Source organism: Georgenia satyanarayanai (assembly GCF_900116375.1).
In the GTDB taxonomy this organism is placed as follows: domain Bacteria; phylum Actinomycetota; class Actinomycetes; order Actinomycetales; family Actinomycetaceae; genus Oceanitalea; species Oceanitalea nanhaiensis.
The window spans coordinates 819,975-843,326 of the sequence record NZ_UETB01000001.1; the positions used below are offsets into that span (position 1 = coordinate 819,975).

28 protein-coding genes are annotated in these 23,352 nt (G+C 72.4%); 17 read left to right on the top strand and 11 right to left on the bottom strand.

What is annotated here, in order from left to right; all coding sequences use genetic code 11:
* Positions 1–19 precede the first annotated feature (19 nt).
* From DSZ44_RS03650 to DSZ44_RS03680, 5 genes are all read left to right on the top strand, one after another.
* Positions 20–490 (top strand): bifunctional nuclease family protein, encoded by a 471-nt coding sequence (locus tag DSZ44_RS03650; protein WP_110851183.1) that lies wholly within the window; start codon positions 20–22, stop codon positions 488–490.
* A 234-nt stretch (positions 491–724) separates the two neighbouring features.
* Positions 725–1,240, top strand: coding sequence for a MerR family transcriptional regulator (locus DSZ44_RS03655; protein ID WP_110851347.1), 516 nt, complete (start codon positions 725–727; stop codon positions 1,238–1,240).
* A gap of 144 nt (positions 1,241–1,384) precedes the next feature.
* The gene (locus tag DSZ44_RS18700) at positions 1,385–2,776 is read left to right on the top strand and encodes a DUF2510 domain-containing protein (protein ID WP_110851184.1); all 1,392 of its coding nucleotides are present in this window, start codon (positions 1,385–1,387) and stop codon (positions 2,774–2,776) included.
* A gap of 373 nt (positions 2,777–3,149) precedes the next feature.
* Complete coding sequence (locus tag DSZ44_RS18040) at positions 3,150–4,913, top strand: hypothetical protein (protein ID WP_146237466.1); 1,764 nt, start codon at positions 3,150–3,152, stop codon at positions 4,911–4,913.
* Positions 4,914–4,984: 71 nt separating this feature from the next.
* Complete coding sequence (locus DSZ44_RS03680; RefSeq protein ID WP_110851187.1) at positions 4,985–6,148, top strand: class I SAM-dependent methyltransferase; 1,164 nt, start codon at positions 4,985–4,987, stop codon at positions 6,146–6,148.
* 80 nt (positions 6,149–6,228) lie between these two features.
* Here DSZ44_RS03680 and DSZ44_RS03685 read toward each other — a convergent pair whose 3' ends face one another.
* The 4 genes from DSZ44_RS03685 to DSZ44_RS03700 are packed head-to-tail and all read right to left on the bottom strand — an operon-like array spanning position 6,229 to position 9,120.
* Positions 6,229–6,654: a hypothetical protein gene (locus DSZ44_RS03685; protein ID WP_110851188.1), complete on the bottom strand. Its 426-nt coding sequence runs from the start codon at positions 6,652–6,654 to the stop codon at positions 6,229–6,231.
* 16 nt (positions 6,655–6,670) lie between these two features.
* Positions 6,671–7,321, bottom strand: a complete 651-nt coding sequence (locus DSZ44_RS03690; protein WP_110851189.1) for a dihydrofolate reductase family protein — start codon at positions 7,319–7,321, stop codon at positions 6,671–6,673.
* Between the two features lie 55 nt (positions 7,322–7,376).
* Positions 7,377–8,249, bottom strand: coding sequence for a CPBP family intramembrane glutamic endopeptidase (locus tag DSZ44_RS03695; protein WP_110851190.1), 873 nt, complete (start codon positions 8,247–8,249; stop codon positions 7,377–7,379).
* A 55-nt stretch (positions 8,250–8,304) separates the two neighbouring features.
* Entirely contained in the window at positions 8,305–9,120 is an 816-nt protein-coding gene (locus DSZ44_RS03700) for an alpha/beta fold hydrolase (RefSeq protein ID WP_258369191.1), read from the bottom strand.
* A 156-nt stretch (positions 9,121–9,276) separates the two neighbouring features.
* On the opposite strand from DSZ44_RS03700, the gene DSZ44_RS03705 reads away from it, so the two are divergent.
* The 7 genes from DSZ44_RS03705 (at position 9,277) to DSZ44_RS03735 (ending at position 13,300) form a co-directional block, all read left to right on the top strand.
* Complete coding sequence (locus DSZ44_RS03705) at positions 9,277–9,828, top strand: TetR/AcrR family transcriptional regulator (RefSeq protein ID WP_110851348.1); 552 nt, start codon at positions 9,277–9,279, stop codon at positions 9,826–9,828.
* Between the two features lie 50 nt (positions 9,829–9,878).
* Positions 9,879–10,598: a VOC family protein gene (locus DSZ44_RS03710; RefSeq protein ID WP_110851192.1), complete on the top strand. Its 720-nt coding sequence runs from the start codon at positions 9,879–9,881 to the stop codon at positions 10,596–10,598.
* A gap of 87 nt (positions 10,599–10,685) precedes the next feature.
* Positions 10,686–10,913: a hypothetical protein gene (locus DSZ44_RS03715; RefSeq protein WP_110851193.1), complete on the top strand. Its 228-nt coding sequence runs from the start codon at positions 10,686–10,688 to the stop codon at positions 10,911–10,913.
* A 101-nt stretch (positions 10,914–11,014) separates the two neighbouring features.
* Positions 11,015–11,539, top strand: a complete 525-nt coding sequence (locus tag DSZ44_RS03720; protein WP_146237467.1) for a hypothetical protein — start codon at positions 11,015–11,017, stop codon at positions 11,537–11,539.
* A 130-nt stretch (positions 11,540–11,669) separates the two neighbouring features.
* Positions 11,670–12,611 carry a hypothetical protein gene (locus tag DSZ44_RS03725; RefSeq protein WP_110851195.1) on the top strand — a complete coding sequence of 314 codons (942 nt, stop codon included), beginning with the start codon at positions 11,670–11,672 and terminating at the stop codon, positions 12,609–12,611.
* Between the two features lie 54 nt (positions 12,612–12,665).
* A complete protein-coding gene (locus DSZ44_RS03730) occupies positions 12,666–12,905 on the top strand; it encodes a PspC domain-containing protein (RefSeq protein ID WP_110851196.1) in 240 nt (79 codons plus the stop codon).
* A gap of 101 nt (positions 12,906–13,006) precedes the next feature.
* The gene (locus DSZ44_RS03735) at positions 13,007–13,300 is read left to right on the top strand and encodes a DUF4287 domain-containing protein (protein WP_110851197.1); all 294 of its coding nucleotides are present in this window, start codon (positions 13,007–13,009) and stop codon (positions 13,298–13,300) included.
* Here the strand turns inward: DSZ44_RS03735 and DSZ44_RS03740 are convergent, their stop codons facing one another.
* The 5 genes from DSZ44_RS03740 to DSZ44_RS03760 all read right to left on the bottom strand — a co-directional run bounded on the left by DSZ44_RS03740 (position 13,301) and on the right by DSZ44_RS03760 (position 17,679).
* Positions 13,301–13,777: a hypothetical protein gene (locus DSZ44_RS03740; protein ID WP_110851198.1), complete on the bottom strand. Its 477-nt coding sequence runs from the start codon at positions 13,775–13,777 to the stop codon at positions 13,301–13,303.
* 38 nt (positions 13,778–13,815) lie between these two features.
* Complete coding sequence (locus DSZ44_RS03745) at positions 13,816–14,241, bottom strand: hypothetical protein (protein WP_146237468.1); 426 nt, start codon at positions 14,239–14,241, stop codon at positions 13,816–13,818.
* A gap of 184 nt (positions 14,242–14,425) precedes the next feature.
* A complete protein-coding gene (locus DSZ44_RS03750) occupies positions 14,426–16,798 on the bottom strand; it encodes an ATP-binding cassette domain-containing protein (protein ID WP_110851200.1) in 2,373 nt (790 codons plus the stop codon).
* A gap of 24 nt (positions 16,799–16,822) precedes the next feature.
* A complete protein-coding gene (locus DSZ44_RS03755) occupies positions 16,823–17,230 on the bottom strand; it encodes a VOC family protein (protein ID WP_110851349.1) in 408 nt (135 codons plus the stop codon).
* Between the two features lie 5 nt (positions 17,231–17,235).
* Positions 17,236–17,679, bottom strand: coding sequence for a helix-turn-helix transcriptional regulator (locus tag DSZ44_RS03760; RefSeq protein WP_181424521.1), 444 nt, complete (start codon positions 17,677–17,679; stop codon positions 17,236–17,238).
* Positions 17,680–17,887: 208 nt separating this feature from the next.
* Between DSZ44_RS03760 and DSZ44_RS03765 the strand changes: the two genes are divergently transcribed.
* The 3 genes from DSZ44_RS03765 (at position 17,888) to DSZ44_RS03775 (ending at position 20,698) form a co-directional block, all read left to right on the top strand.
* Positions 17,888–19,003: a sensor histidine kinase gene (locus DSZ44_RS03765; protein WP_110851202.1), complete on the top strand. Its 1,116-nt coding sequence runs from the start codon at positions 17,888–17,890 to the stop codon at positions 19,001–19,003.
* Complete coding sequence (locus DSZ44_RS03770) at positions 19,000–19,683, top strand: response regulator (protein WP_110851203.1); 684 nt, start codon at positions 19,000–19,002, stop codon at positions 19,681–19,683. The genes DSZ44_RS03765 and DSZ44_RS03770 overlap by 4 nt, the downstream gene beginning before the upstream one ends.
* Before the next feature lie 118 nt (positions 19,684–19,801).
* The gene (locus DSZ44_RS03775; RefSeq protein ID WP_220035073.1) at positions 19,802–20,698 is read left to right on the top strand and encodes a CPBP family intramembrane glutamic endopeptidase; all 897 of its coding nucleotides are present in this window, start codon (positions 19,802–19,804) and stop codon (positions 20,696–20,698) included.
* 70 nt (positions 20,699–20,768) lie between these two features.
* Here the strand turns inward: DSZ44_RS03775 and DSZ44_RS03780 are convergent, their stop codons facing one another.
* Positions 20,769–21,095 carry a single-stranded DNA-binding protein gene (locus tag DSZ44_RS03780; RefSeq protein ID WP_110851204.1) on the bottom strand — a complete coding sequence of 109 codons (327 nt, stop codon included), beginning with the start codon at positions 21,093–21,095 and terminating at the stop codon, positions 20,769–20,771.
* A 202-nt stretch (positions 21,096–21,297) separates the two neighbouring features.
* On the opposite strand from DSZ44_RS03780, the gene DSZ44_RS03785 reads away from it, so the two are divergent.
* Positions 21,298–21,810, top strand: coding sequence for a hypothetical protein (locus tag DSZ44_RS03785; protein ID WP_110851205.1), 513 nt, complete (start codon positions 21,298–21,300; stop codon positions 21,808–21,810).
* A 24-nt stretch (positions 21,811–21,834) separates the two neighbouring features.
* Here the strand turns inward: DSZ44_RS03785 and DSZ44_RS03790 are convergent, their stop codons facing one another.
* A complete protein-coding gene (locus DSZ44_RS03790; RefSeq protein ID WP_110851351.1) occupies positions 21,835–22,788 on the bottom strand; it encodes an aldo/keto reductase in 954 nt (317 codons plus the stop codon).
* A gap of 153 nt (positions 22,789–22,941) precedes the next feature.
* On the opposite strand from DSZ44_RS03790, the gene DSZ44_RS03795 reads away from it, so the two are divergent.
* On the top strand, positions 22,942–23,292 hold the full coding sequence (locus tag DSZ44_RS03795; RefSeq protein WP_110851206.1) for an RNA polymerase-binding protein RbpA: 351 nt from the start codon (positions 22,942–22,944) through the stop codon (positions 23,290–23,292).
* Positions 23,293–23,352 lie beyond the last annotated feature (60 nt).

Consider the following 23,352-nt stretch of genomic DNA (forward strand, 5'->3'; position numbering starts at 1 on the left):
ATGGTCGTACCGTTGCGACATGCAAGAGATGGACGTGCTCGGCGTCCGCGTCAGCATCCCGGAGAACGAGGTCGTCGTCGTCCTGGCCGTCCGTGACGGGGGTCGAGTGGTGCTGCCCATCGTCATCGGCCCGCGCGAGGGCGCGTCCATCGCGACGGCGCAGGCGGGCATCGTGCCCGAGCGTCCGCAGACCCACGACCTGTTCATCTCCCTGCTCGACGCCACGGGGGTGCGTCTGGACCAGGTGCGCGTCACCAGCCTCGAGCAGGGCACCTTCCATGCCGAGCTCGTCCTGTCCTCGGGGCAGCACGTCGACTCACGGCCCTCGGACGCGATCGCCCTCGCGCTGCGCGCCCGCTGCCCCGTGCTGTGTGACGAGGGCGTCCTCACGGCGGCCGGCGTCGTCATGGACGCGGAGGACGAGGCCGAGGTCGTCGCCGACTTCCAGGCGTTCCTCGAGAACGTCGAGCCGGAGGACTTCGAGCCCTGAGAGCGCCCCGCGTCACCTGCACCTCAACCTTGACTTGAGACTGAGACACGCTGGTCCGACACGCTCGAAGCGGCGCGCCGGGCGTGTCGTTGACTGGGGTGCCCCCTGGTCATAGCGTGGGGTCATCAGGGCCGGAGCACATCTCGTGCGCGGCGTGGACGAACGGGAGTGCACGTGAGCGGCAGCGACGCGACGGCCGGCGCAGCGAGCGGGGTGCCCCAGCGGGCGCAGGGGATGCTCTTCGGCGACTCCCTACCCGACCTCGACACCGAGACCGGTTACCGCGGGCCCACGGCCTGCCGGGCGGCGGGGATCACCTACCGTCAGCTGGACTACTGGGCACGGACGGGCCTGGTCGAGCCGAGCATCCGCAACGCCAGCGGCTCCGGCTCCCAGCGTCTCTACAGCTTCCGCGACATCCTCGTCCTCAAGGTCGTCAAGCGGCTGCTCGACACCGGTGTCTCGCTGCAGCAGATCCGCTCCGCCGTCCACCACCTGCACGAGCGGGGCGTGGACGACCTCGCCGGCATCACCCTCATGAGCGACGGCGCGAGTGTCTACGAGTGCACGAGCGCCGACGAGGTCATCGACCTCGTCCAGGGCGGCCAGGGGGTCTTCGGGATCGCCGTCGGTCGCGTGTGGCGCGAGGTGGAGGGCTCGCTGGCCGAGCTGCCGACCGAGCGCGCGGAGCGCGGCGCCGAGGTCGAGGACGAGCTGTCCCAGCGCCGGCGCGCACGCGACGCCGGCTGACAGGACGTCTGGACGAGGGGCTCGGGGTATCACCCGGGCCCCTCGTTGTGCTCCCCGGAGGGCCGCGGCGGCGGGGGAGAGGTCCCCATGCCGCGGAGCGGTCCGTGGTCGGAGGACGGTGCCACTTCCTTCTAATATCGGAGCATGAGCAATCCCATCGCCGGTTGGTACCCGGACCCCTCAGGAGACCCGAGCAAGCTTCGTTACTGGGACGGCACGTCCTGGACCGAGCACTTCGCGCCCGCGCAGGGCGCCGCGCAGCAGGCGGGGGAGGCCGGCACGAGCAGTGACGGGCAGTCGACCGGAGAGCAGCGGACGACGGCGCCGGAGTCGTTCGGCGGGCAGCCCACCGAGCAGCTTCCCGCCCAGGGAGCCGAGCAGCCCACGACCGAGCAGCTTCCCGCCCAGCCCGGCGGCCACGACCAGCACACCGCGGTCTACCCGACCGGCCAGTACGGCCAGCAGCAGCCGGGCTACGGGCACGAGGCCTACGGGCAGCAGGCGCAGCAGCCCTACGGACAGGCCGGCTACGGGCAGGCCGACTACGGCCAGCAGGACTACGGCCAGCAGCCGTACGTCCCGCACCAGGACGGTCAGCAGCCCTACGGGCAGTCGCCCTACACGAGCGGCCAGCCCAGCTACGGCCAGCAGCCCGGCACCGACGAGGGGGGCTCGGGCAAGGGTCTGGTCATCGGCATCATCCTCGCCGCGCTCGTCCTCATCGCGGTGGCCGTGACCGCCGTCGTCCTCCTCCTCGGCGGCGACGACGACGCAGACCCAGGATCGGCGCCGCGGCCCACGCCGGCCGCCACGGCGACCGACGAGGAGGTCGCGGAGGACCCTGCGACCGACGAGGCGACCGAGGAGACGACCGAGGACGCCACCGACGCCCCCGGCGGAGGAGCGGTGAGTGGCGGTGAGATCACGGTCGGCGAGTCCGTCACCGGCTCCATCGCCGCGGGGGAGACCTGGACCGGCACCATCACCGTCGACGAGGCGGCACCGATCGTCGTCGACGTCGCCGCGGAGAGCGGTGACCTCACCCTGTCACTGACCGGCGGCGCGATCGACGTCGAGAACGACGACCACGGCCGCTTCAAGGTGAACGGGGAGGCGAGCTCGCTCGACCCCGCCCTCGGCGCGTACCTCGAGCCGGGGGAGTACGAGGTCGCGGTCGCCGCGTACCACAGCAGCGTCGAGACGGACTTCACCGTCACGACCATGGTCCCGGAGATGGTGACGCCCGGCGAGCCCGTCGCCGTGGACCTCGCCGAGGACGAGGTGTGGCTGGCCGCTGTCGAGCTGACCGACCGCAGCACGGTCGTCCTGGACTCGGTGTCCACCGAGGGCGACCCCCAGCTGGGCATCTTCACGTCCACGGGGGAGCTCGAGGGGGTGGACGACAGCGACGAGGGTGCCGGCGGCACCCTGGACCCGTACCTGGAGCTCACCCTGCCGGCCGGCGTGCACGTCATCAGCTACAGCTCCTGGAGCGGCTCCCCGCTCTCGGCGGAGCTGTCCATCACCGTCGAGTAGTCGTCCGTCACTGACGCCGACGCCCCCGGGAGAACCCCTCCCGGGGGCGTCGTCGTGCTCTCCGCCCGACCCGGCGGTGCCGGTCCGCCCGGGTGCGCAAACGGGCGCCGCGCGGTGCCCGCGCGTCTGCCCGCGCAGGTGCGTGGCACCGTCGCAGGTCGGCGATGCTGGCGGGGCCGGCTCAGCGTGACGAGCACTGTCGGCCGCGTGCGGCGAGGGACCGATGATGGCGAACCAGTTTGAGGTGCGTGCGCAGGAGGACCGGGGGCCGGGAACGGGCCGTCGCGGCCCCGGGCCCGTCGGGCCCGAGTCTTCGCACGGGGCAGCTCGGGGTGGAGCGGGTCGCGCGGTCGGAAGGCTTCGACCGGAGCAGGTGCTGGCACGTCAGCGCCAGGTCGGCAACCGTGCCGTCTCGCGGGTGCTGAGCACGCCGACGGACCACCGGTCCTCACCGGCACCGGGGTCGACGCCGGGGGAGGGGACAGCCGGTCCGGCGAGCGCGAACGACGGGCGGAGCACCGGTGGCGTGGAGGACGCCGTCGAGACGCTCAAGCAGTCGCTCCGCGTGCTCGACCTCGGCGGTGCCCAGCGGGCGCTGGGCGCGCTGACCGCCGCGGCCCCCGCCGCCCTGAGCTCATCGGCGCCGGCCGCGCTGGAACAGGTCGCGAAGGCGGTGCCCCTCGTGCGGCAGGCCGAGTCCGTCGCGCTCGATCCCGAGGGAGCGGTCGACGAGGTGCTCGGGCCCGTGGCTCGCGGCCTCGACGACTCGCCGGAGCTCGCCATGACGATCATCCACGACCGCCCGGAGGCGGGCGCGGAACCGGCGGCCTCCGTCGTCGCAACCGCGCCACCGGCCGAGACCGGTGACCTCACCACCGACGTGCCCGCCCGAGGGACGGCCGGCATGGCCGACGTCTGGGCGGGCATCCGCGAGAGCGTGGTCCAGAAGTGGCACAACCTCGACGTCGCGGCGATCCTCCGCGACATCGTCGTCACCGCCATCTGGCCGTGGCCGACCGTCCTGGCGCAGCTCCACCAGCTCTGGACCGACTGGGCCACCGCCGTCGACGACCTGTACGTACCGGCCAGCCCCCTGACCGACCCTGTCGGGTTCCTCCGGGACGTCGGCGCGAACCTCTCGCACCTGCTCGAGCTGCCTCTGGCTCTCTACCGCCACCTCACAGCGATCGGGCTGTCCCTCATGGGGTGGGTGACGATCGGGCTCATGCTTGTCGGTGGTTTCGGGGGGAGCGTTGCAGGCACCGTGCTCGGGGCCCTCGCCGGGGCGCTGGCGACCCTCGGTATCGGCGCCGGCGCCGGCGGAGCGGCCGGTGCGGCAGGTGGTGGATGGACCGGAGCAGGCGTCGGGACCGGCGTGGCCATGGGTATCGGTCAGGCGCTGCTCGTGGCGTTCGTCGTGGGGGAGGGGGCCGCGCTCGGCAAGGCCCTGACCGAGCTCCTGGTCCACCGACAGACCCCGCAGGAGCAGACCCGCGACTACAACCAGGTCGCCGACAGCGGGCTGGTTCTCGCGTTCCTCGTGCCGCTGGCGGCGGCGGGGTGGTTCGGCGCGAGCTTCGCTCGCAGGGCTATGGCCTCCTTCGTGCGGGTGCTGCCCGCGCCTGTCCGCCGCGCGGCGGAGAAGGTGAGGGAGGGCATCGGCCAGGTGAGGGAAGGGCCCGGGCGGGAGCGATCCCCGGACCAGCAGACTCCTGAGGAGAAGCCGCCGCCGACCCCGGTGCCCGCGACGGCCCGACGGCGACTGTCGGTCGAGGAGCTGCGGGGGCTGTGGCAGCGCAAGGAACGGGTCCTGGTGTGGAAGACGAGGAATCAGGACATCGCCGCCAACCAGGACATCAAGGCGAACCCGGATCTGGCGACGAAGCCCAACCCGACGGCACCGGACCGGATCCACATGTACCAGAGCATCGAAGGGGCACCACAGTCCTACGGCGACCAGTGCGTCCTGCTCACCCTGGAGGAGGCACAGCAGCTGGGGTTCCGTCCCCTGGGCCGGGCCTTTGCGATCGATGCCTTCGAGTGGGTCTGGGACTACGGCGTCCTGCCGCCGAACGTGGGCACCTGGTTCACCTTGGACGACCTCGCGGCGTCCGGCTACAAGGTCACTGGGCGCTGACCGGGTCGCGGCACGCGCGGAGGGAGCGCGGCAGCGGAACGACCCTGACGCCGTGCTGGGACAATGTCGGGATGAGTGCACCCGCGTTCGACCTCAGCCGGCTCCGCAGGTATCCCGACGTGGAGGCTCCCGACCTCCTCGCCGTCGACGCGGCCGACCGGCTCGTCCTCGAGCAAGCCGCCACGGCGCTCGCCGCGGCCGGCTCGGGGGAGGTCGCCGTGATCGGCGACCGGTACGGCGCGCTCACGCTCGGTGCGATCGCCCTGCACGGCGCACGCGACGTGCGGGTGCACCAGGACGCCGTCGTCCAGGAGCGCGCCCTCGTGGCCAACGCCGAGCGGGCCGGCCTCGCCGGAACCTCTCGGTCCCTGGGCCTCGTCCCGGAGCTCGTGACCGGCGCGCGCGTCGTGCTCCTGCAGCTGCCGCGCGGGCTGGCGGCGCTCGAGGAGATCGCCGAGCTGGTCGCCGCCCACGCGGCACCCGACGTCGTCGTCGTCGCGGGCGGGCGCCTCAAGCACATGTCGCGCGGCATGAACGAGGTCCTGGGGAAGCACTTCGCCGACGTGACGGCGTCCCTCGCGCGACAGAAGTCACGCTGCCTCGTCGCGCGACTGCCGACGCCACCCGGGACCTTCCCGTCCTTCCCGCGCCGGCACTTCGACGACGAGCACGGCCTGTGGATCGCCGCTCACGGCGCCGCCTTCGCCGGCCCGTCCCTGGACCTCGGGACGCGCTACCTCCTGACGTTCCTGGGGGAGATGAGCCCCCTGGCGCGCGACGCCGTCGATCTCGGCTGTGGCACCGGGGTGCTCGCTGCGCAGCTCGCCGCGGCCCGCCCGGACCTCCACGTCGTCGCGACCGACACGTCCAGCGCCGCCGTCCGCTCCGCGCGCGCCACGGTCGAGGCGAACGCGCTGGACGAGCGCGTCGAGGTGGTGCGGGCCGACGGGCTCGAGAGCCGGCCACCCGTCTCCGCGGACCTCATCGTGTGCAACCCGCCCTTCCACGTCGGTGCCAGCGTGCAGCCGGACGTCGCGATCGCGCTGTTCAAGGAGGCCGCCCGGGTGCTGCGACCCGGTGGTGAGCTGTGGGCGGTGTTCAACTCGCGGCTCGGTCACGCCGGCGCGCTGCGCCGCATCGTCGGGTCCACCAAGGTGATGGGGGACAACGGCAGGTTCACGGTGACACGGTCGATCAAGCAGCCGAGCCGTGGGGAGAGGGGCGCGGCACGGTAGGGGCCGGGCCGCGTGCCGCGGGAGCAGAACCACGGTGGAATGACATAATGTACATTATCGGCGGTACGCACGTGGGGCGCTCAGGCCGGCTCGCTCGCTCTGGTGACCGTCCACAGCACGATGACGACCGCGTCATCGTCAGTGGGCTCGTCGAGACAGAGCTCGGCCTGCTCGGGATAGCTGGCGACGAACGGTTCCTCTCCGCCGCCCGCCTCGACGGCGTCGCCGATCTGGATGGCGCGACCTCGATCGTCCAAGACGTTGCCGTCGTCGTCGAGCCTGGTGCCGGAGGGCCAGATGACGACGGTTGCGGGCTCGCCGTGCGAGCCGACGAGTCCCAGGCACCCATTCTCGTTGACACCCAACGTGCCGAACCACGCCGCATCAGCTCCACTCACGTCCATGCCCTTGATGAGTGCCACGTGGCCTGCGGCCTCGGCGGTGCGCACGCCGCCCGCTGCGCCACAGGACGCCAGCAGGAGCACGGAGACCGCGGAGACCAGCACGCGCCGCCGTCGGACGCTACCCACTCGAGCGCCTCGTGAGCGTCAGGTGGGTGACACCGCTGGGCGTCGAGACCACCTCGATGTCATAACTGTGCTCCAGCCCTTCGAGGCCGTCCCACAGCGACGCACCGCGCCCGAGGACGATGGGCACCTGGACGAGGTGGATGTGGTCGACGAGGCCCGCGGCGATGAACTGGCGCGCGACGGTCGCCCCGCCACCGATACGGACGTCGAGGCCGCCCGCGGCCCGACGGGCGACGTCCAGCGCCTCCGCCGGTGAGGCCTCGAGGAAGTGGAAGGTCGTGCCGCCCGCCATCTCGATCGCCTCTCGCGGGCGGTGGGTGAGTACGAGGACCGGAGTGTGGAACGGTGGCTCGCTCCCCCACCAGCCGCGCCATTCCGCGTCGTCCTGCCAGCCGGGCGGCCCGAACTTGCCCGCCCCCATGATCTCCGCGCCGATGCCCGGCTCGTGCCAACGAGCCATCGCGTCGTCGACCCCGGCACTGCCCGCCGGTGCGCCCACCAGCCGGGCCCCGAAGCTGGTGGCGAACATCCACTCGTGGAGCCGCTCCCCCGCGTGACCCATCGGGGTCTCGAGGCTCTGCACCTCCCCCGCGACATAACCGTCGAGTGAGATCGACAGGTTGTGGATCCGGGTCCTGGACATCGCTACCTCCTCCGGCCGACCGTGCGGTGGTGCTGACCGCCGACGCGAGCCGAAGTCATCGCGGCGGCCCGACGTCGGGCTCGGGCCGGGCCCAGCTCTCCTGGCCCGGCCAGAGGAACCCGGCGATCGTCGTCGACGTCGCGAAGGCCACCACCGCCGTCGCCACGACGAAGACGGTCTCGTTGCTCACCGTGGCCTCGAGGTACTGGCTGGAGATGACCAGCTGCATGACCACCTGGAACGCCAGGTGCCAGCCCACCGCGGCCCAGACCGAGCCCGAGATCAGCCGGATGCACCCGACCACCACCCCCATCCCGAAGAACAGGACAAGCCGCTCGAGGAGGACGCCCCACCCCTCGGTGATCACCCACAGCGCCGTGCCGAACAGCATGAAGAGGAGCGCCTGGACGAGCACGGCGAGCCACGGCGCCACGGCGGCGGTGAGGTTGCGGTAGACGTACCCGCGGAAGAGCAGCTCCTCGGGGAACGCCTCGTAGACGAGGACCAGGACGACGAGCAGGAGGACGACGCCGACGGTCTCGGCGAGCGTCGCGTCGATCTCGATCCGCAGCCACCCGGCCGCCAGCGCGACCGCCAGCCCGACCGCGGCCGGCAGCAGCCAGCTCAGGGCTCCGTAGAGCAGGTCGCGGGCCGCGCGCTTTCCACCGGACAGCCCCAGCGTCCCGACGGGGCGCCTGTCCAGGAGCCGGCGCGCCGCGACGACGAGTGCCCCGGCGATGAGAAGCGCCGCCAGGGCACTGACGGCGTGCCTCGCCAGTGAGAGGCCTTCGCCCCACACTCGAGTGGTCAGTGCCGCGATCGCCAGCCAGCCCAACAGGGCACCCGTGACGACGACGGCCAGCCGCGCCGCGACAGGCAGACGCGGGGGCGCCGCCTCGGCCACCTGTCCGTTGCCCGGATGGGTCATCTCTCGACGCTATGCCAGCCCCTCCGTCCCCCGCAGCCATTTTGTCCGAGGTCCGTCACCCGGCGCGGACGAACCAGTCGACGGCGAGGTCGACCACCGCGTCGGGTGCGTCGTCGGTGATGAAGTGGGCGGCGTCGTCGACGTAGGCGAACTCGGCCCGGTCCGCGTACCGCTCCGGTTCCCGGCAGGTCCGGCCGACGAGCTCCTCGGTGAAGGCGTAGTCGAGCCGGCCGAAGACGACGAGGGTCGGCACGGTGAGCCGCCGGCGCCGGTAGACGCCGCGCATGATCCGCCACCCCTCCGCCGCGACCATGTGGCGGCACAGCGGACGGACGGCTGCGTCGACCTCGGGCCGGGCCATCGGTGCGAGGTGGGCGGCCACCGTGTCCCCGGCCATCGGACGGGCGAGGTACCTCGGAGAGAAGGTCCCGCGCAGCGACCTGCCTGGCCGGTGCCAGATGAACGGGGGCAGATGACGAAAGGCTCGGCGCATTGCCGGGTCGAACGTCATGAAACCGGGCGGAACGGCGAGTTGCGTCGCTGTCCGCACACGGTCGGGGTGCGCATAGCAGAGCTGCATGGCGGTGATGGAGCCCATGTCGTGTGACACGAGATCGACCCGGTCGAGGCCCAGCACGTCAAGCAGGGCGACGACGTCGCGCAGCCGGGTCTCCCGGTCGATGCGTGGGTCGTCGGCGCTCGTCCAGCCCGCACCGCGCAGGTCGGGGCACAGCACGCGGTAGCCGTGCCCGGCGATGGCCGGGGCGATGTCGTGCCACTGCCACCAGTGCTGCGGGAAGCCGTGCAGGAGCATGACCGGCGGTCCCTCCCCGATGGTGGCGAGGTGGGTGCGCAGCCCCGGAGTGTCCACGACTCGATGATCGAACCCGGCAGCCTCGGGCAGCGGCGGCGACCACCCCGCAGTGTCGACCGGACCGGCGTCGGGGTGAGCAGGAGTGTCCATGACGGCCCTCTTCGTTCGTCGGACTACTATGAACATAGTAAACCTGTCCGAAGGGGGATGTCCATGGCCGGGACCCGGGAACGAGCACTTGAGGCGGCGGTGGCACTGCTGGGCACGGACGGCGTCCGCGCCCTGAGCCACGCGCGCGTCGACGACCGCGCGGGGCTCCCCCCGGGCTCGACGTCGAACTGGTTCCGTACCCGCCGGGCACTGCTCGCTGGTGTCGTGGACTGGATCGCCGAGAGCGAGCGGGCCGACGTCGACCCCACCGGCATGCCGCACGTCGCCAGCCCCTCCGACCTCGTCGAGGCCCTGTGCGCGATGGTCGAGATCGAGACCGGCCGGTTCGCCGTCCGCACCCGCGCGCGCTACGCCCTGTTCCTCGAGCTGTCCGGCGACCCGGAGCTGGCCGAGCCGCTGCGTCACCAGCGCCAGGAGTTCGAGTGGTGGACGGAGACGGTCGTTGCTGCCGCCGGCATCCCGGACCCCGTGCCCGCGACACGGGCGCTCATGGCCCTCGCCGAGGGGCTACTCCTCCACCGCCTCACCGTGGACGCCGCGCTGAACATGCGACCCGCGATCGAGCGGGCGGTGCGCGCACTCGCAGCGACCTGATGTCTCGCCGGGGGTGTACCACTCCTCTGGCCCGGTCCTACCGTTGTGCCATGCGTCTGGAGAACATCGTGCTCGACGCCGGGGACCCGGGCCGGGTCGGCCGGTTCTGGGAGGCCGTCCTCGGGGGCGAGCGGCTCAGTGACGGGCCGGAGGGGTTCGAGACCCGGCTCCCGATTCCCGACGGCCCGGTCATCGACCTGTGCGTCCAGCCGGTCCCCGAGCCACCGGCCGAGCCGCTGCGGCTGCACCTCGACCTCCTCGGCGGGGACCGGCAGCTCGAGCTCGTCGACAGGTTCCTCGCGCTCGGTGCCCGACACCTCGACATCGGGCAGGGCGACGTGCCGTGGGTCGTCCTCGCCGATCCGGAGGGCAACCCGTTCTGCGTCATGGAGCACCGGGACGTCTACTGCGACACCGGGCCGGTCGCCGCGCTCCCTCTCGACTCCGCCGACCCCGAGCGAGACTGCGAGTTCTGGTCCTGGCTCACCGGCTGGACCAGGGCCGACGGCGTCGCGCCCTGCTCGCTGCGGCACCCCTCCCGGCGCGGGCCGCTGCTCGAGCTCTGCCCTGAGCCGGCCCCCAAGGGCCGCGCGAAGAACAGGGTCCACCTCGACGTCCGGCTCGATCCCGGCGACGATGCCGACGCCGTCGCCGCGGGTATCGTCGAGCGTGGCGGCCGGGAGCTCGACCCGGGCTGGGGCGACCTGCCGTGGCGGGTGTTCGCAGACCCGTCCGGCAACGAGCTGTGCGTGCTGCCCGCCGTCACCTGACCTCTCCGAGCTCGTCGCCGCCGAGACTCGACGCCAGCTCGCCCGGTGGGAGCGACTGACAGAGGTACCGGTCCCGGCCGATCTACGATGGCGCGCAAGGTCACGATCTGGCCCGGACAGGTCGTCGTCCCGGTCTTCCCGACCGACTTCACCTGGGACGACGAGGCCGGCGAGCTCTCCGGGTTCACCCACACGTTCTCCCTGGGCGACGCCGTGTCACTAGGGGGCGGTGACAGCGAAACGACTCCGTCGATCGTTGAGCACCTTCCGACAGGCTGCGAAGGCGATCAGTACTTCGTCGTGCACTCCGCGTGAGGACCGGTGCCCAGCTCGATCAACGACAATGATGGCGTCCGGCGTGGAACTCGAGCAGCCGCCTGGGCGTTAGTGGCTCGACACCGAACGAGGGAGCGTACGTGGGTAGGCAAGGCGGACAAGGAGCGGCGGCGGACGCCGTCGTCAACGGTGTGCTGACCGGGGGCTGGTACGCGCTGCCTGACGTCGTCGCGTCGCGCCGGGCACGCGGGTCGCTCAAGGTGGCGGTGATCGTCGGCGGTGCGGCGTGGGCCGCACGAGCCGTACGAGCCGCACAGGCGGCCGACGGCGACACCGTGGACGCCGCCGCTGAGGGCGGCGGAGACGCGCCAGCAGCCGAGGCGGTCCCCACCACCCTGGTGGCACGGATGGCGACCGAGCCGGCGATCGACGCGCAGGCACTCGGGCTGGGCGGCACCCCACCGAACGGCGTCGGGCCGGTGAGGATGGTGGCCGGTGTGGCGCTGGTTGTGCTGAGCGTCGTGGGGACGGTGGCGGGCGAGCGGGCGATCTACCGGTGGGGCGAGCGGCTCACGGCACGCGGCGTCCGGTACGCGCACACCCGGATCGGGCTGGCGGCCGGCGGCGTCATGGGTCTCAGCACCTGGGCCTTGGCGCGTGACTGACGACTGAGGGTCCGGCCCGAGATCTCATCCGCCCTGACGGGACGTCATCGCGACCGTAGCGACCAGTGCCGAGACCCGGCGAGATGCCGTTTCGACGACTCCGGGCACGGGCGGGCGTAGGGTTCCGCGCATGGACGTCGTGGCGTGGCTGCTCGACTCGGACCCCGCCCTGCGCTGGCAGGTGCTCGCCGACCTCACCGACGCACCGCAGGACGAGGTGGCCGCCGAACGTGCCCGGGTCGCCACGACCGGGTGGGGGGCGCACCTTCTCGCCGAACAGGCCGACGACGGACGCTGGGACGGCGGCATCTACCGCCCCGGGTGGGTGGACGAGTCCCGTCCCTTCTTCGACGCGTGGACGGCCACCCACTTCGCCCTCCAGCAGCTCGCCGACCTCGGGCTCGACCCGGCGAGCCCGCAGGCCGAGCGCGCCCTCGGCCTCGTGCGGGAGCACGTGCGCTGGGAGCACGAGGGCGAGCCCTTCTTCGACGGCGAGGTCGAACCCTGCATCAACGGCGTCGCGCTGCGCACGGCCGGGTACTTCGAGCAGGACGCCTCCCCCATGGTCTCCACCCTGCTGGCCGGCCGGCTGCCCGACGGCGGGTGGAACTGCTGGGCCGAGCACGGCGCCTCGGTCTCCTCCTTCCACTCGACCGTGTGTGTCGTCGAGGGCCTGCTCGCGTGGGAGCGTGCCGGCCACGACGAGCCCGACGTCCGCGAGGCCCGGCTCTCCGGCGAGGAGTACCTCCTCGATCGGGGCCTGTTCCGCCGTCGCTCCGACGGCACCGTCGCCGACCCGCGGATGACGATGCTCTCCTACCCCGTGCGCTGGTACCACGACGTCCTGCGCGGCCTCGAGCACTTCCGGCTGGCCGACCGCCGCGACCCGCGGCTCGCGGAGGCGGTCGAGCTCGTCCGGGGCAAGGCGGACGAGAGAGGGCTGTGGACCCTGGAGCTGCACCACGAGGGACCCACCCTTCTCGACCTCGGTGAGGGTGAGGGCTTCCCGAGCCGGTGGGTGACCCTGCGGGCCCTGCGCGTGCTGCGCTGGTGGGACGGCGGACCAGGGTGAGATCAGGGCGGTCCCCGATGTCGCGGCGTGGGACCCGACCCTAGCGTTGGGGTCATGAACACCTTCTTCGACAGCATCCGCCGCACTGGCTTCCGGCGCGGCCCCCAGCGGATCCTTGGCGGCGTCTGCGGTGGTGTCGCCGCCCGCCTGGGCGCCAACGTGATGATCGTGCGCCTGCTCCTCCTGCTCGCGTTCCTGCTGCCGGGCATCGGGTGGGTGCTCTACGTCGCCCTCTGGGCCCTGCTCCCGTGGCAGGACGGCAGCATCCCGCTCGAGCGGGCACTGTCCCGCTGACGCGTACGGCGCGTCCCTGGCGACGAACGGCGGGGTTGACCGCCTCTGTACGGTGAGGCACACCGGGGCGCGCGCCGGCGCTCCCGCGGAGAGGAGCAGCGATGTCCTTCCAGGCCTACCTCGACGCCGTCGAGACGAATACCGGCCTCACGCCGCGCCAGCTCCTGCAACAGGCCAACGAACGCGGCTTCGGCGCAGGGACCAAGGCCACCCCCATCGTCGAGTGGCTCCGGGACGAGTACGGGCTCGGGCGCGGCCACGCCATGGCAATGGTCCAAGTCATCACCAAGGGCGACCAGATCAGTGCCACGCACGTCGGCTCCGGCGGTACCCATGCCGACGCCTCCGACCGGCTGTGGCTCGACGGCAAGGACACGAAGCCCGAGGGTTGGTAGTCAGCCGTCCGCAGCGCCGACGCCGTCGAACGGCGTGATGAGCGCGAGCCCCGGCTCGGTGCCCTCGATCCCGAAGTCGGAGTCACTGAGATAGAGCCGGAGCCGCCCCGCCGCGTCCAGGGGGTCACCGTCGGGGTACGCGCCTCCTACCTCACACGTGCGCGGCGTCGAGGCGACCTCGATGACGGTGCCCACCTCCGTCGTCCCCTTGAGGACCCGGTCGACCTCGACGTCCCACACCGTGGCGGTCACCCCGAACATGGCCCGCTCCCCCACCCGCTCGACCGGCCGGCCCTCGACGACGACGTCGGCCAGCTCGGTCCGGGCCGCGTCATCGTCGGCGGGCACCCACGAGATGCAGGACTCCCCGGCGGCCGGCGCACCGCAGGCAGCGACCATGGCAGCGAGCAACCCGACGACGACGGCGGCGGCGGCGGCGGCTACGGTCTCGGGCCGGCGTGGACGACGTGGCTCCATACCTGTCTGTGTCACGACGGTCGTGGCCCTTGCACGCCTCAGCAGTCCAGCTCCACGTGGTTGGACTCGTCCGTCGTGCTGCCCGTGGAGATCCCCGCCGCGGCCCAGTAGACCGGGTCGATGAACCGTGCTCCCTCGTGCGTCATGATCGCGAGAAGGGTCGAGTCGTAGGCGTTCCCGTCGCCGTCGACGCCCTGGACGCGGGCGAGCGTGCCGTCGACGTAGCCCTCCGGAGCGTCGAACGGTCCCGTGCATGTCAGTGTCGGCGCCACCTCCGGCGCCCGCGGCGCAGTCCCCAGCGAGGACCGGCAGCTGAGGTCGGTCGTCGCGAGGTCGCACAGCTCATCAGGGGTCGCGCGCGCGTCGTGCGCGTCGCCGAGCAGCGCGGCCACCTCCGCGGCCGCCGGGACGGCGGCGTCGCCGGCGCACGAGGCCGTGAGGACGCCGACGGCCGCTGCGCCCACCGACACCCATCGCGCTCGACGGCCTCGACCGGCCATGTCCCTGCTCCGCTCTTCCCTGTCGTGTTGGGGCACCTGTATACCGGCGTGGGCCGCCTGCTTCTCGCCGTTTGCACACGGGGATGCCGCAGTGCGTCGTCGTCGGTGTCTACGCCGACGGGGACTTTTCCTCGTTGGCTGAGGCTGCTCAGGCGCCGACGTACGCGGCCAGGTGCTCGCCGGTCAGGGTGGCCCGGCCCGCGACGAGCTCGGCGGGTGTGCCCTGGAAGACGACCCGTCCGCCGTCGTTGCCGGCGCCCGGGCCCAGGTCGACGAGCCAGTCGGCGTGGGCCATGACGGCCTGGTGGTGCTCGATGACGACGACCGTGCGGCCGGAGTCGACGAGGCGGTCGAGCAGCGCGAGCAGCTGCTGGACGTCGGCGAGGTGCAGGCCGGTCGTCGGCTCGTCGAGGACGAAGACGGACCCCTTCTCCCCCATGTGGACGGCGAGCTTGAGCCGCTGGCGCTCCCCGCCGGAGAGCGTGGTGAGCGGCTGGCCGAGGGTGAGGTAGCCGAGACCGACGTCGGCGAGGCGCTCGAGGATGGCGTGCGCGGCCGGGGTGCGGGACTCACCGTCGGCGAAGAAGGCCTCCGCCTCGGCGACGGGCATCTCGAGCACCTCGGCGATGTTCCGCCCCCCGAGGGTGTACTCGAGCACCGCAGCCTGGAAGCGCCGGCCCTCGCACTCCTCGCACGTGGTGCTCACGGTGTCCATGAAGCCGAGCTCGGTGAAGATGACCCCGGCGCCGTTGCACACCGGGCACGCACCCTCCGAGTTCGCGCTGAACAGCGCCGGCTTGACGCCGTTGGCCTTGGCGAAGGCCTTGCGCACCGGCTCGAGCAGGCCGGTGTAGGTGGCCGGGTTGGAGCGCCGCGAGCCCTTGATCTGGCTCTGGTCCACGACGATGACGCCCTCGCGGCCCCCGAGGTTGCCGTGGATGAGGGAGCTCTTGCCGGAGCCGGCCACGCCGGTGACGACGGTGAGGACCCCGGTGGGGACGTCGACGTCGACCCCGGTGAGATTGTTCTGCCGCGCGCCGCGGATCTCGAGGGCGCCCGTGCGCTCGCGGACGGTGTCCTTGAGGTGCACCCGGTCGTCGAGGTGGCGGCCGGTGAGCGTGCCGCTCGACCGCAGACCCTCGAGGCTGCCCTCGTAGACGATCTCCCCGCCGCCCGTGCCGGCCCCTGGACCGAGGTCGACGACGTGGTCGGCGATGGCGATCGTCTCCGGCTTGTGCTCGACGACGAGGACGGTGTTGCCCTTGTCGCGCAGCTGCGTCAGCAGGGCGTTCATCCGCTCGATGTCGTGGGGGTGCAGCCCGACCGTGGGCTCGTCGAAGACGTAGGTGACGTCGGTGAGGGAGGAGCCGAGGTGGCGGATCATCTTGACGCGCTGGGCCTCTCCGCCGGACAGCGTGCCCGAGGGGCGCTCGAGGGACAGGTACCCCAGCCCGATGCCGACGAAGGAGTCGAGCAGGTGGCGCAGGTTGCCCAGCAGCGGGCCGACGGAGGGCTCGTCGAGCCCGCGCACCCACTCGGCGAGGTCGCTGATCTGCATCGCGCAGGCATCGGCGATGCTGGTGCCGCGGATCGTCGACTCGCGGGCGTGGGGGGCCAGCCGGGTGCCCTCGCAGTCGGGGCAGGTCTGGTAGACGACCGCGCGGTCGACGAAGGCCCGGATGTGCGGCTGCATCGCGTCACGGTCCTTGGCGAGCATCGACTTCTTGATCTTCGGGACGAGGCCCTCGTAGGTCATGTTCGCCCCGCCGACGGGGACCTTGACCGGCTCCTTGTAGAGGAAGTCGTGGAGCTCGCGCTTGGTGTAGTCGCGGATCGGCTTGTCCGGCTTGAGGAAGCCGGACTCCATGAAGAGCTTGACGTACCAGCCGTCGGCGACGTACCCCGGGACGGTGATGGCGCCCTCGGCGAGGGACTTGGAGTCGTCGTAGAGCTGGGCGAGGTCGATGTCGGTGACCGCGCCGCGTCCCTCGCAGCGGGGGCACATGCCGCCGAGCTGGTTGAAGGTCGCCTTGACGGCCTTCTTCCCGCCGACGGAGATGGCCCCCTGCGAGGTGACGGACGGGACGTTGAAGGAGTAGGCGTTCGGGGAGCCGACGTGCGGCTCACCGAGGCGGCTGAAGAGCATGCGCAGGAACGCGTTGGCGTCGGTGACCGTGCCGACGGTGGAGCGCGGGTTCGCGCCCAGCCGTTCCTGGTCGACGATGATCGCCGTCGTCAGGCCCTCGAGGACGTCGACGTCGGGGCGTGCCTGGGTGGGCATGAAGCCCTGGAGGAAGGTGCTGTAGGTCTCGTTGATGAGCCGTCGCGACTCCGCGGCCACGGTGTCGAAGACGAGGGAGCTCTTGCCCGAGCCGGAGACCCCGGTGAAGACCGTGAGCCGCCGCTTGGGGATGTCGACGTCGACGTCCCGGAGGTTGTTCTCCCGGGCGCCGCGCACCCGGATGAGGTCGTGGGTGTCGGCCTGCGTCACGGGGGCCGTCGAGGTGTCCGTCGTCGTCATCCGGGTTCTCCGCTCGGGGTGTCGTCAGCTCTGCTGGAGCCGGACGGTGTTTCCGGCCGGGTCGCGGAACGCACAGTCCCGCACGCCCCAGTCCTGGTCGGTGGGCTCCTGCATGACCTCGACGTCGGCGGCCTGGGCCCGCTCGAAGGCGGCGTCGAGGTCGGGGGTGGCCAGGAGGACGCTGGCGAAGGTGCCCTTGGCCATCATCTCCGCGATGGTCTGCTGCTCGTCCTCGGTGATGTTGGGGTCCGCCGCCGGCGGGTAGAGGACGATCGAGGTGCCGGGCTGGCTGGGCGCGCCGATGGTGATCCAGCGCATGGCGCCCTGGCCGACGTCCTGGCGGACCTCGAGGCCGAGCGCGTCCCGGTAGAAGGCGAGCGACGCCTCCGGGTCGGTGGTGGGCAGGAAGCTGGCGTGAATGGTGATGTCCATGGCGTTCACGCTAGGGGTAGGGCTGCGGCGCGGGCTTCTTGATTCCTGACCGGTCTGGTGACGCGTTTCGAGACGCACGGCGGGATCCCCCCGGACAGGTCCGAGGCGCGCTCGCGGTAGGCGCTGGGCGGCACCCCGACAAGCTCCCGGAAGCGCGTGCTGAACGTCCCCAGGGAGGAGAAGCCGACGGCGAAGCAGATCTCGGTGACGCTCAGCTCGCCCCGGCGCAGCAACGTCATCGCGCGCTCGATGCGGCGGGTCATGAGGTAGGAGTAGGGCGGCTCGCCGTAGGCGCGGCGGAACTCCCTGCTCAGGTGCCCGGCGGACATGTGGACGCCACGCGCGAGGGCGGCGACGTCGAGGGGCTGCGCGTACTCCCGGTCGATCCGGTCGCGGACACGGCGGAGCAGCACGAGGTCCTGCAGGCGCTGCTCGGCGGCCGTGTCCACGGCGCCGATCGTGCCACGTCCGGCCCGGCCTGCCTAGGCCCCGTCGTCGTGGCTGGGGTCCCGGTGCGGGCGACCGCCGGGAGCTCGCGGTCCCTGCCGGGTCTTGCCCGGTGACCGCCCTGTCGTCACCGGGGCGTGCCGTGAGACCGTGGGCCGCGCCACGTCGTCGTGCCGGCTCCCGACTCCCGGCGAAAGGTCCACGTCTCGTATGGATGCTCGCCCCTCGCCACCGGGCCGCCGCTGGGAGGCCCTCCTCGCCGTCGCGCTCGTGGGTCTGGCCCTCGTCCCCGGTGTGGCGCGCCAGGGCGTGGACCTCGCCGAGCTCCCCGACCGGGCGATGGACCCCGTGGGATGGGCGCTGCTCGTCGCCCAGGGGGCGTCGATCGCCCTGCTCCGACGCTGGCCTGCCGCCGGCCTCGCCGTCGTCGGCACCGCGTTCGGCGCCCACCAGCTCCTCGGGTACCCGACGACGTTCGCCGCCCTCGGGCTCCTGGTCGCGCTCGTGGCGGCGGGAGCACTGACGCAGCGCCGTCGCGTGGTCACGGCCGGGTGCGCGCTGGCCGGCTACGTGCTCCTGTCCGCGGCACTGGCGGCCGCCGACTCACCCACCGGTGCCTGGGACTTCGTGGTGTTCGGGCTCATGCTGGCGTCGCTGTGGCTGGTGGGGAGCTGGCTGCGCGGTCGGGTCCGGGCCCAGGAGGGCCGCCGTCGTGAGGCGGAGCGAGCCGCCGTCGAGCGGGAACGCAGCCGCATCGCACGCGAGCTGCACGACGTCGTCACCCACCACGTCACCGCCATGGTCGTCCAGGCCGACGCCGCACAGTACAGCCCGGACCGCGACGCCACACGGACCGTGCTCACCACGATCAGCGACACCGGGCGGGCGGCGCTCACGGACCTGCGCGGACTCCTCGGCGCGTTGGACGGAGCCGACGACGGGACCACCAGGGAGCCCGCCGTCGTCGACGTCGAGGAGCTGGTCGCGAAGGCTCGTGCGGCCGGTCAACCCGTCGACCTCGTCCAGCTGGGTGAGTCACCGCCTCGCGGGGCGGCGACCTCTCTTGCGGTGTCGCGACTGGTGCAGGAGTCCTTGACGAACGCGATGAAGCACGCCCGCGGTGCCGCGACGCAGGTGCGGGTCCAGTACGAGGAGAGCGGGGTGGAGGTGTCCGTGACGACGGAGCGGGCTCTCGAACCTGGCCTGGGCCGCGGCAGCGGACAGGGACTCATCGGCTTGCGTGAGCGCGTCGCCCTGCTCGGCGGGGTCCTGGACGCTGGCCCGGTCGACGGCCGGTTCGTGGTGCACGCCCGGATCCCGGCATGAGAGCGGAGTCCGCCGCTCGTCCCGTCCGAGTCGTCGTGTGTGACGACCAGGAGCTCGTCCGCACCGGGTTCGCCACGATCATCGGCGCGCAGCCCGACCTGCAGGTCGTCGGGGAAGCGGCCGACGGCCTGTCCGCCGTCCATGTCGTCGCGCGGGAACGTCCCGACGTCGTCGTCATGGACATCCGGATGCCCCAGCTGGACGGCATCGAGGCCACGCGCCGGATCGCCGGACCGGACGTGAGCGGTCCCGCCAAGGTCCTCATCGTCACGACGTTCAACCTGGACGCGCTCGTCTTCGACGCGCTCCGGGCGGGGGCCAGCGGGTTCCTGCTCAAGGACGCCCGGCCGGCGGAGCTCCTTCACGCGATCCGGGTCGTCGCAGCGGGAGAGTCGCTGCTGTCGCCCGCGATCACTCGCGGTCTGATCGGGCGCTTCGCCGAGCGTGTGCGGCCCGCCGAATCCGACACCGGGGCGCTCGACACCCTGACGGCACGGGAGCGGGAGGTGCTGGCCCTCGTCGCGGAGGGGCTGTCCAACGCGGAGATCGCACGCGCTCTGGTCATCAGCCACGAGACCGTGAAGACCTACGTCTCCCGCATCCTCATGAAGCTCGACCTCCGGGACCGGGTGCAGGCGGTCGTCCTCGTCCACCGCCTGGGGCTGGCCGGAGGTCACTGATCTCCGGTCCTGGCGTCCCTCTGGAGAGCTACCCGAGATGTCCTCCCCGGGGTGACTACCCGGGCGCGCGTCGTCCGTAGCGTCGTTCTCGATCCCATACCGAACGAGAGGACGCACGATGAGCAGGACCCTCGATGTCACGCCACCGCCACCGCCCGGCCCCCGGACCACCGGCCCCACGGCCGATCCGGGGCGGACCGGAGTCTGGTCGACGGGCTGGGTGCGGACCGCGGCGCTGGTGGTCGCGCTCGTGGCGGGGATGGTGGTGACGAGCTCGATCGCCGCGGCGCTCGGCAACCCCGTCGTCGCGCTGCTGTCGGGCCCGCTCCTGGCGGTGCTCATGCTGTGGCTGTACCGGTTGCTCGTCGGCCGGATCGAACGGCGGCCCGTCCTGGAGGTCGCGCCGCGAGGCGCTGCCCGACGCGTCCTCACCGGACTCGTGGGCGGGCTCCTCCTGGCCACGACGACGATCGGCGTGCTCGCGCTCCTCGGCGGGTACCAGGTCACCGGCTGGGGCTCGGTGACCGGCGCGCTCACGGTCATCGGGATGATGTGCGCCGTCGCGGTCGCCGAGGAGGTCGTGTTCCGCGGCGTGGTCCTCCGCCTGCTCGAGCCGCGGTGGGGCACGTGGCTCGCCCTCGCCGGCTCCGGAGCCCTCTTCGGCCTCGTGCACCTGGTCAACCCCAGCGCCTCCCTCTGGGGCGCCACCGCGATCGCGGTCGAGGCGGGCCTCATGCTCGGCGCCGCCTACGTCGCCACGCGCTCGCTCTGGCTACCGATCGGGCTCCACCTCGGCTGGAACGTCACGCTCGTTGCGGTCTTCGGCACCGTCACCTCCGGCGCGGAGGCACAAGGCGCCCTGGTCACCGCCGGAACCTCGGGCCCGGCCTGGCTCACAGGTGGGAGCTTCGGCCCTGAGGCGAGCGTCGTCGCCATCCTCCTGTGCTCCGTCGTCACCGCGGGGCTCCTCGTGGTCGCGCACCGGCGGGGACGCCTCGTCGGTCGCCGGAGCTGAGGTGGTCGAGGGGGCGGCCGACACGAGGGTCCGCCCTCCTTCCGCCGGCCGCGCGTCCACCGGGGCACGGTCAGGACCCGGGGAGGCGACGCAGCCGCTGGGCCTTCACCTCGTAACGTGAGCCTCGTGCGCCGCCCGTGGCGAAGAAGCGGCGCCGCAGCGCGCCCTCGACGGCGACGACGGTCCCCTCCCCCACCCGTCCGGCGACCCGACGCGTGCGGCCGCTCCAGCAGGCGACGTCGATCGTGTCGACGCGGGCGCGTCCCTCGTCGCCGTCCGAGCGTGGGACGACGAGCCGGAAGGTCGTGAGGCGGTCACCGCTCGGCAGCTCCCGCTCCACGACCTCCCCGCTCACCCGGCCGACAAGGCTGACGGCGTTGTGCCCGATCTCCTCCATGGTGGCTCCCCTCCTCCACCGAGGGTGCCGTCAGCCGGACCCGCAGCGGGGACGCACCCTGGTCGTCCGTGGACAGCACGTGCCGGGAGGCGCGCTGTGGACCACTGCGGGAGATGTCAACAGGTCAGCAAGGGCGCGGCGCCGTCCACAGGCTGCACCGGGGCGGCGGACGTGAGCCCCTCGCTACTGGCACGGTGCAGGCATGACGACCGACGACGCAGTGTGCGAGACCACGGACGCCTGGGGCCGACCCGTCCTCGAGGAGGGACCCCGCTACGGCCCGCTGGACGGCGACGAGAACGCCTGGCCGGCGCAGCCGATGCTCGTGCTCAGCGACGAGGACGTGGTCGCCTGTGCCGTGGGGTTCGCTCGAGCCTTCAGTAGCGAGTACTTCTTCACCGTCTGGCTCATCGCCGTCGGCCCCGACGGATGGACCACCAGGGGCGCCGCCGAGCTGCTCGACCTGCCGCAGCGCCCGCCACGGGACGCGCGGCACCTCCTCGACCACATGGGTGCAGAGCTGGACGGTCTCTCGCCCGGGTGCGCCGTCGTCGCGGCGATCGCCTCACCGGACGGTGGGGACCGCGGCGCGCGCGAGGTCGCCTGGACGCGCGCGCTGCTCGACGCCGCTGGAGAGTGTCACCTCCCCGTGCTCGGGATCGTCGCCGTCGGCGCACACCGGGCCCGGTTGCTGCACGCGACGGTGCCGCGATGACCCGCTGCCCGGGAGTGAGCCGGCTCAGGCGGAGGTCGGGCCCGGGGCCGCCTCGTCGATCGCGACGAGCACGTCGGCGTCAGGCTCCCAGAGGCCCGCCGCGACGTTCTGCGCCACCTGCTCCGAGGTACGGGCGCCGGCGATGACGCTCGCGACGCCGGGCTGGGCGGAAAGTCCGCCCATGGCGAGCGTGAGGAGGGAGACACCGGCGTGCTCGGCGACCGCCTCCAGGGCCTCGATGCGACCGAAGTCGGCGTCCTCCAGGCGCTCCGGACGCTTCTCCAGGCGACTGCCTGCGGGGGCGTGCTCACCGCGCCGGTACTTGCCGGTGAGGAGGCCGGAGGCGAGGGGCCAGTACGGGAGGATGCCGGCGCCCACGTGCGCGGCCGCCGGGACCACCTCGGCCTCGATCCCGCGTGAGAGCAGGGAGTAGTCGTTCTGGACCGAGATGAACGGGGTCAGGCCGGCCGTGCGCGCCGTCCAGTCGGCGTCGACCAGCTGCCAGCCGGTCACCTGCGAGCAGCCGGTGTAGAGCACCTTGCCCTCACGCACGAGCTCGTCGAGGGCGCCGAGGGTCTCCTCCAGCGGCGTGACGGGGTCCATGCGGTGCAGTTGGTAGAGGTCGATGTGGTCGGTGCGCAGCCGGCGCAGCGAGCCCTCGACGGCCCGGCGGATGTAGCGGCGCGAGCCGCGCACCCCGTGGTCCTCGCCGTTGAGCCCCCGGGTGTCCATGCCGAACTTCGTCGCGATGACGACGTCGTCCCGGCGGCCCTCCAGAGCAGCGCCCAGGAGCTCCTCGCCCTGGCCCGGCTCCCCGCCGTAGACGTCGGCCGTGTCGAACAGGGTGATACCGGCCTCAATGGCAGCGCTCACCACGCGCGGAACCTCGTCCGGCGGTAAGGTCGCTCCGAAACTGTTGCACCCCAGGCCTACAGCGGACACCACGAGGCCGCTGGAACCCAGCTGGCGATACGTCATCTCGGTCACACCGGGACCCTACCCGGCAAAGGTCTGCGGGACCTTCACAGGACTTTCACCACGACCGTGGAACAACTCGACACCATCGTTCGTTGGGCCCAGTAGAAGCTTTCACACCGGCGCGTCTCGCACGCGCCCGAGAGGAGACGCGTCATGGCAGATCGATCACTGCGCGGAGTCGGGATCGGCGCGAAGAGCCTGGAGAGCGAGGTCGGCGTCCAGTACGCGGACCGCACCGAGGCCCACTACGAGTGCCCCAACGGCCACACCATCGTGCTGCCGTTCGCGGCCGACGCGGAGATGCCGGCCCTGTGGGAGTGCCGCTGCGGTGAGGAGGCGCTCCTGCGCGACGCCACCCGCCCCGAGCCCACCAAGCCCGTCAAGAAGCCGCGTACCCACTGGGACATGCTGCTCGAGCGTCGCACCGTCCCCGAGCTCGAGGAGCTGCTCACCGAGCGGCTGGAGCTGCTGCGCAGCGGTCAGCTGCGTCGCCGCAGCGCCTGACACACCCGAACCTCGAGAAGGCCCGCAGGCCCAACCTGCGGGCCTTCTCGCACGTCCGGA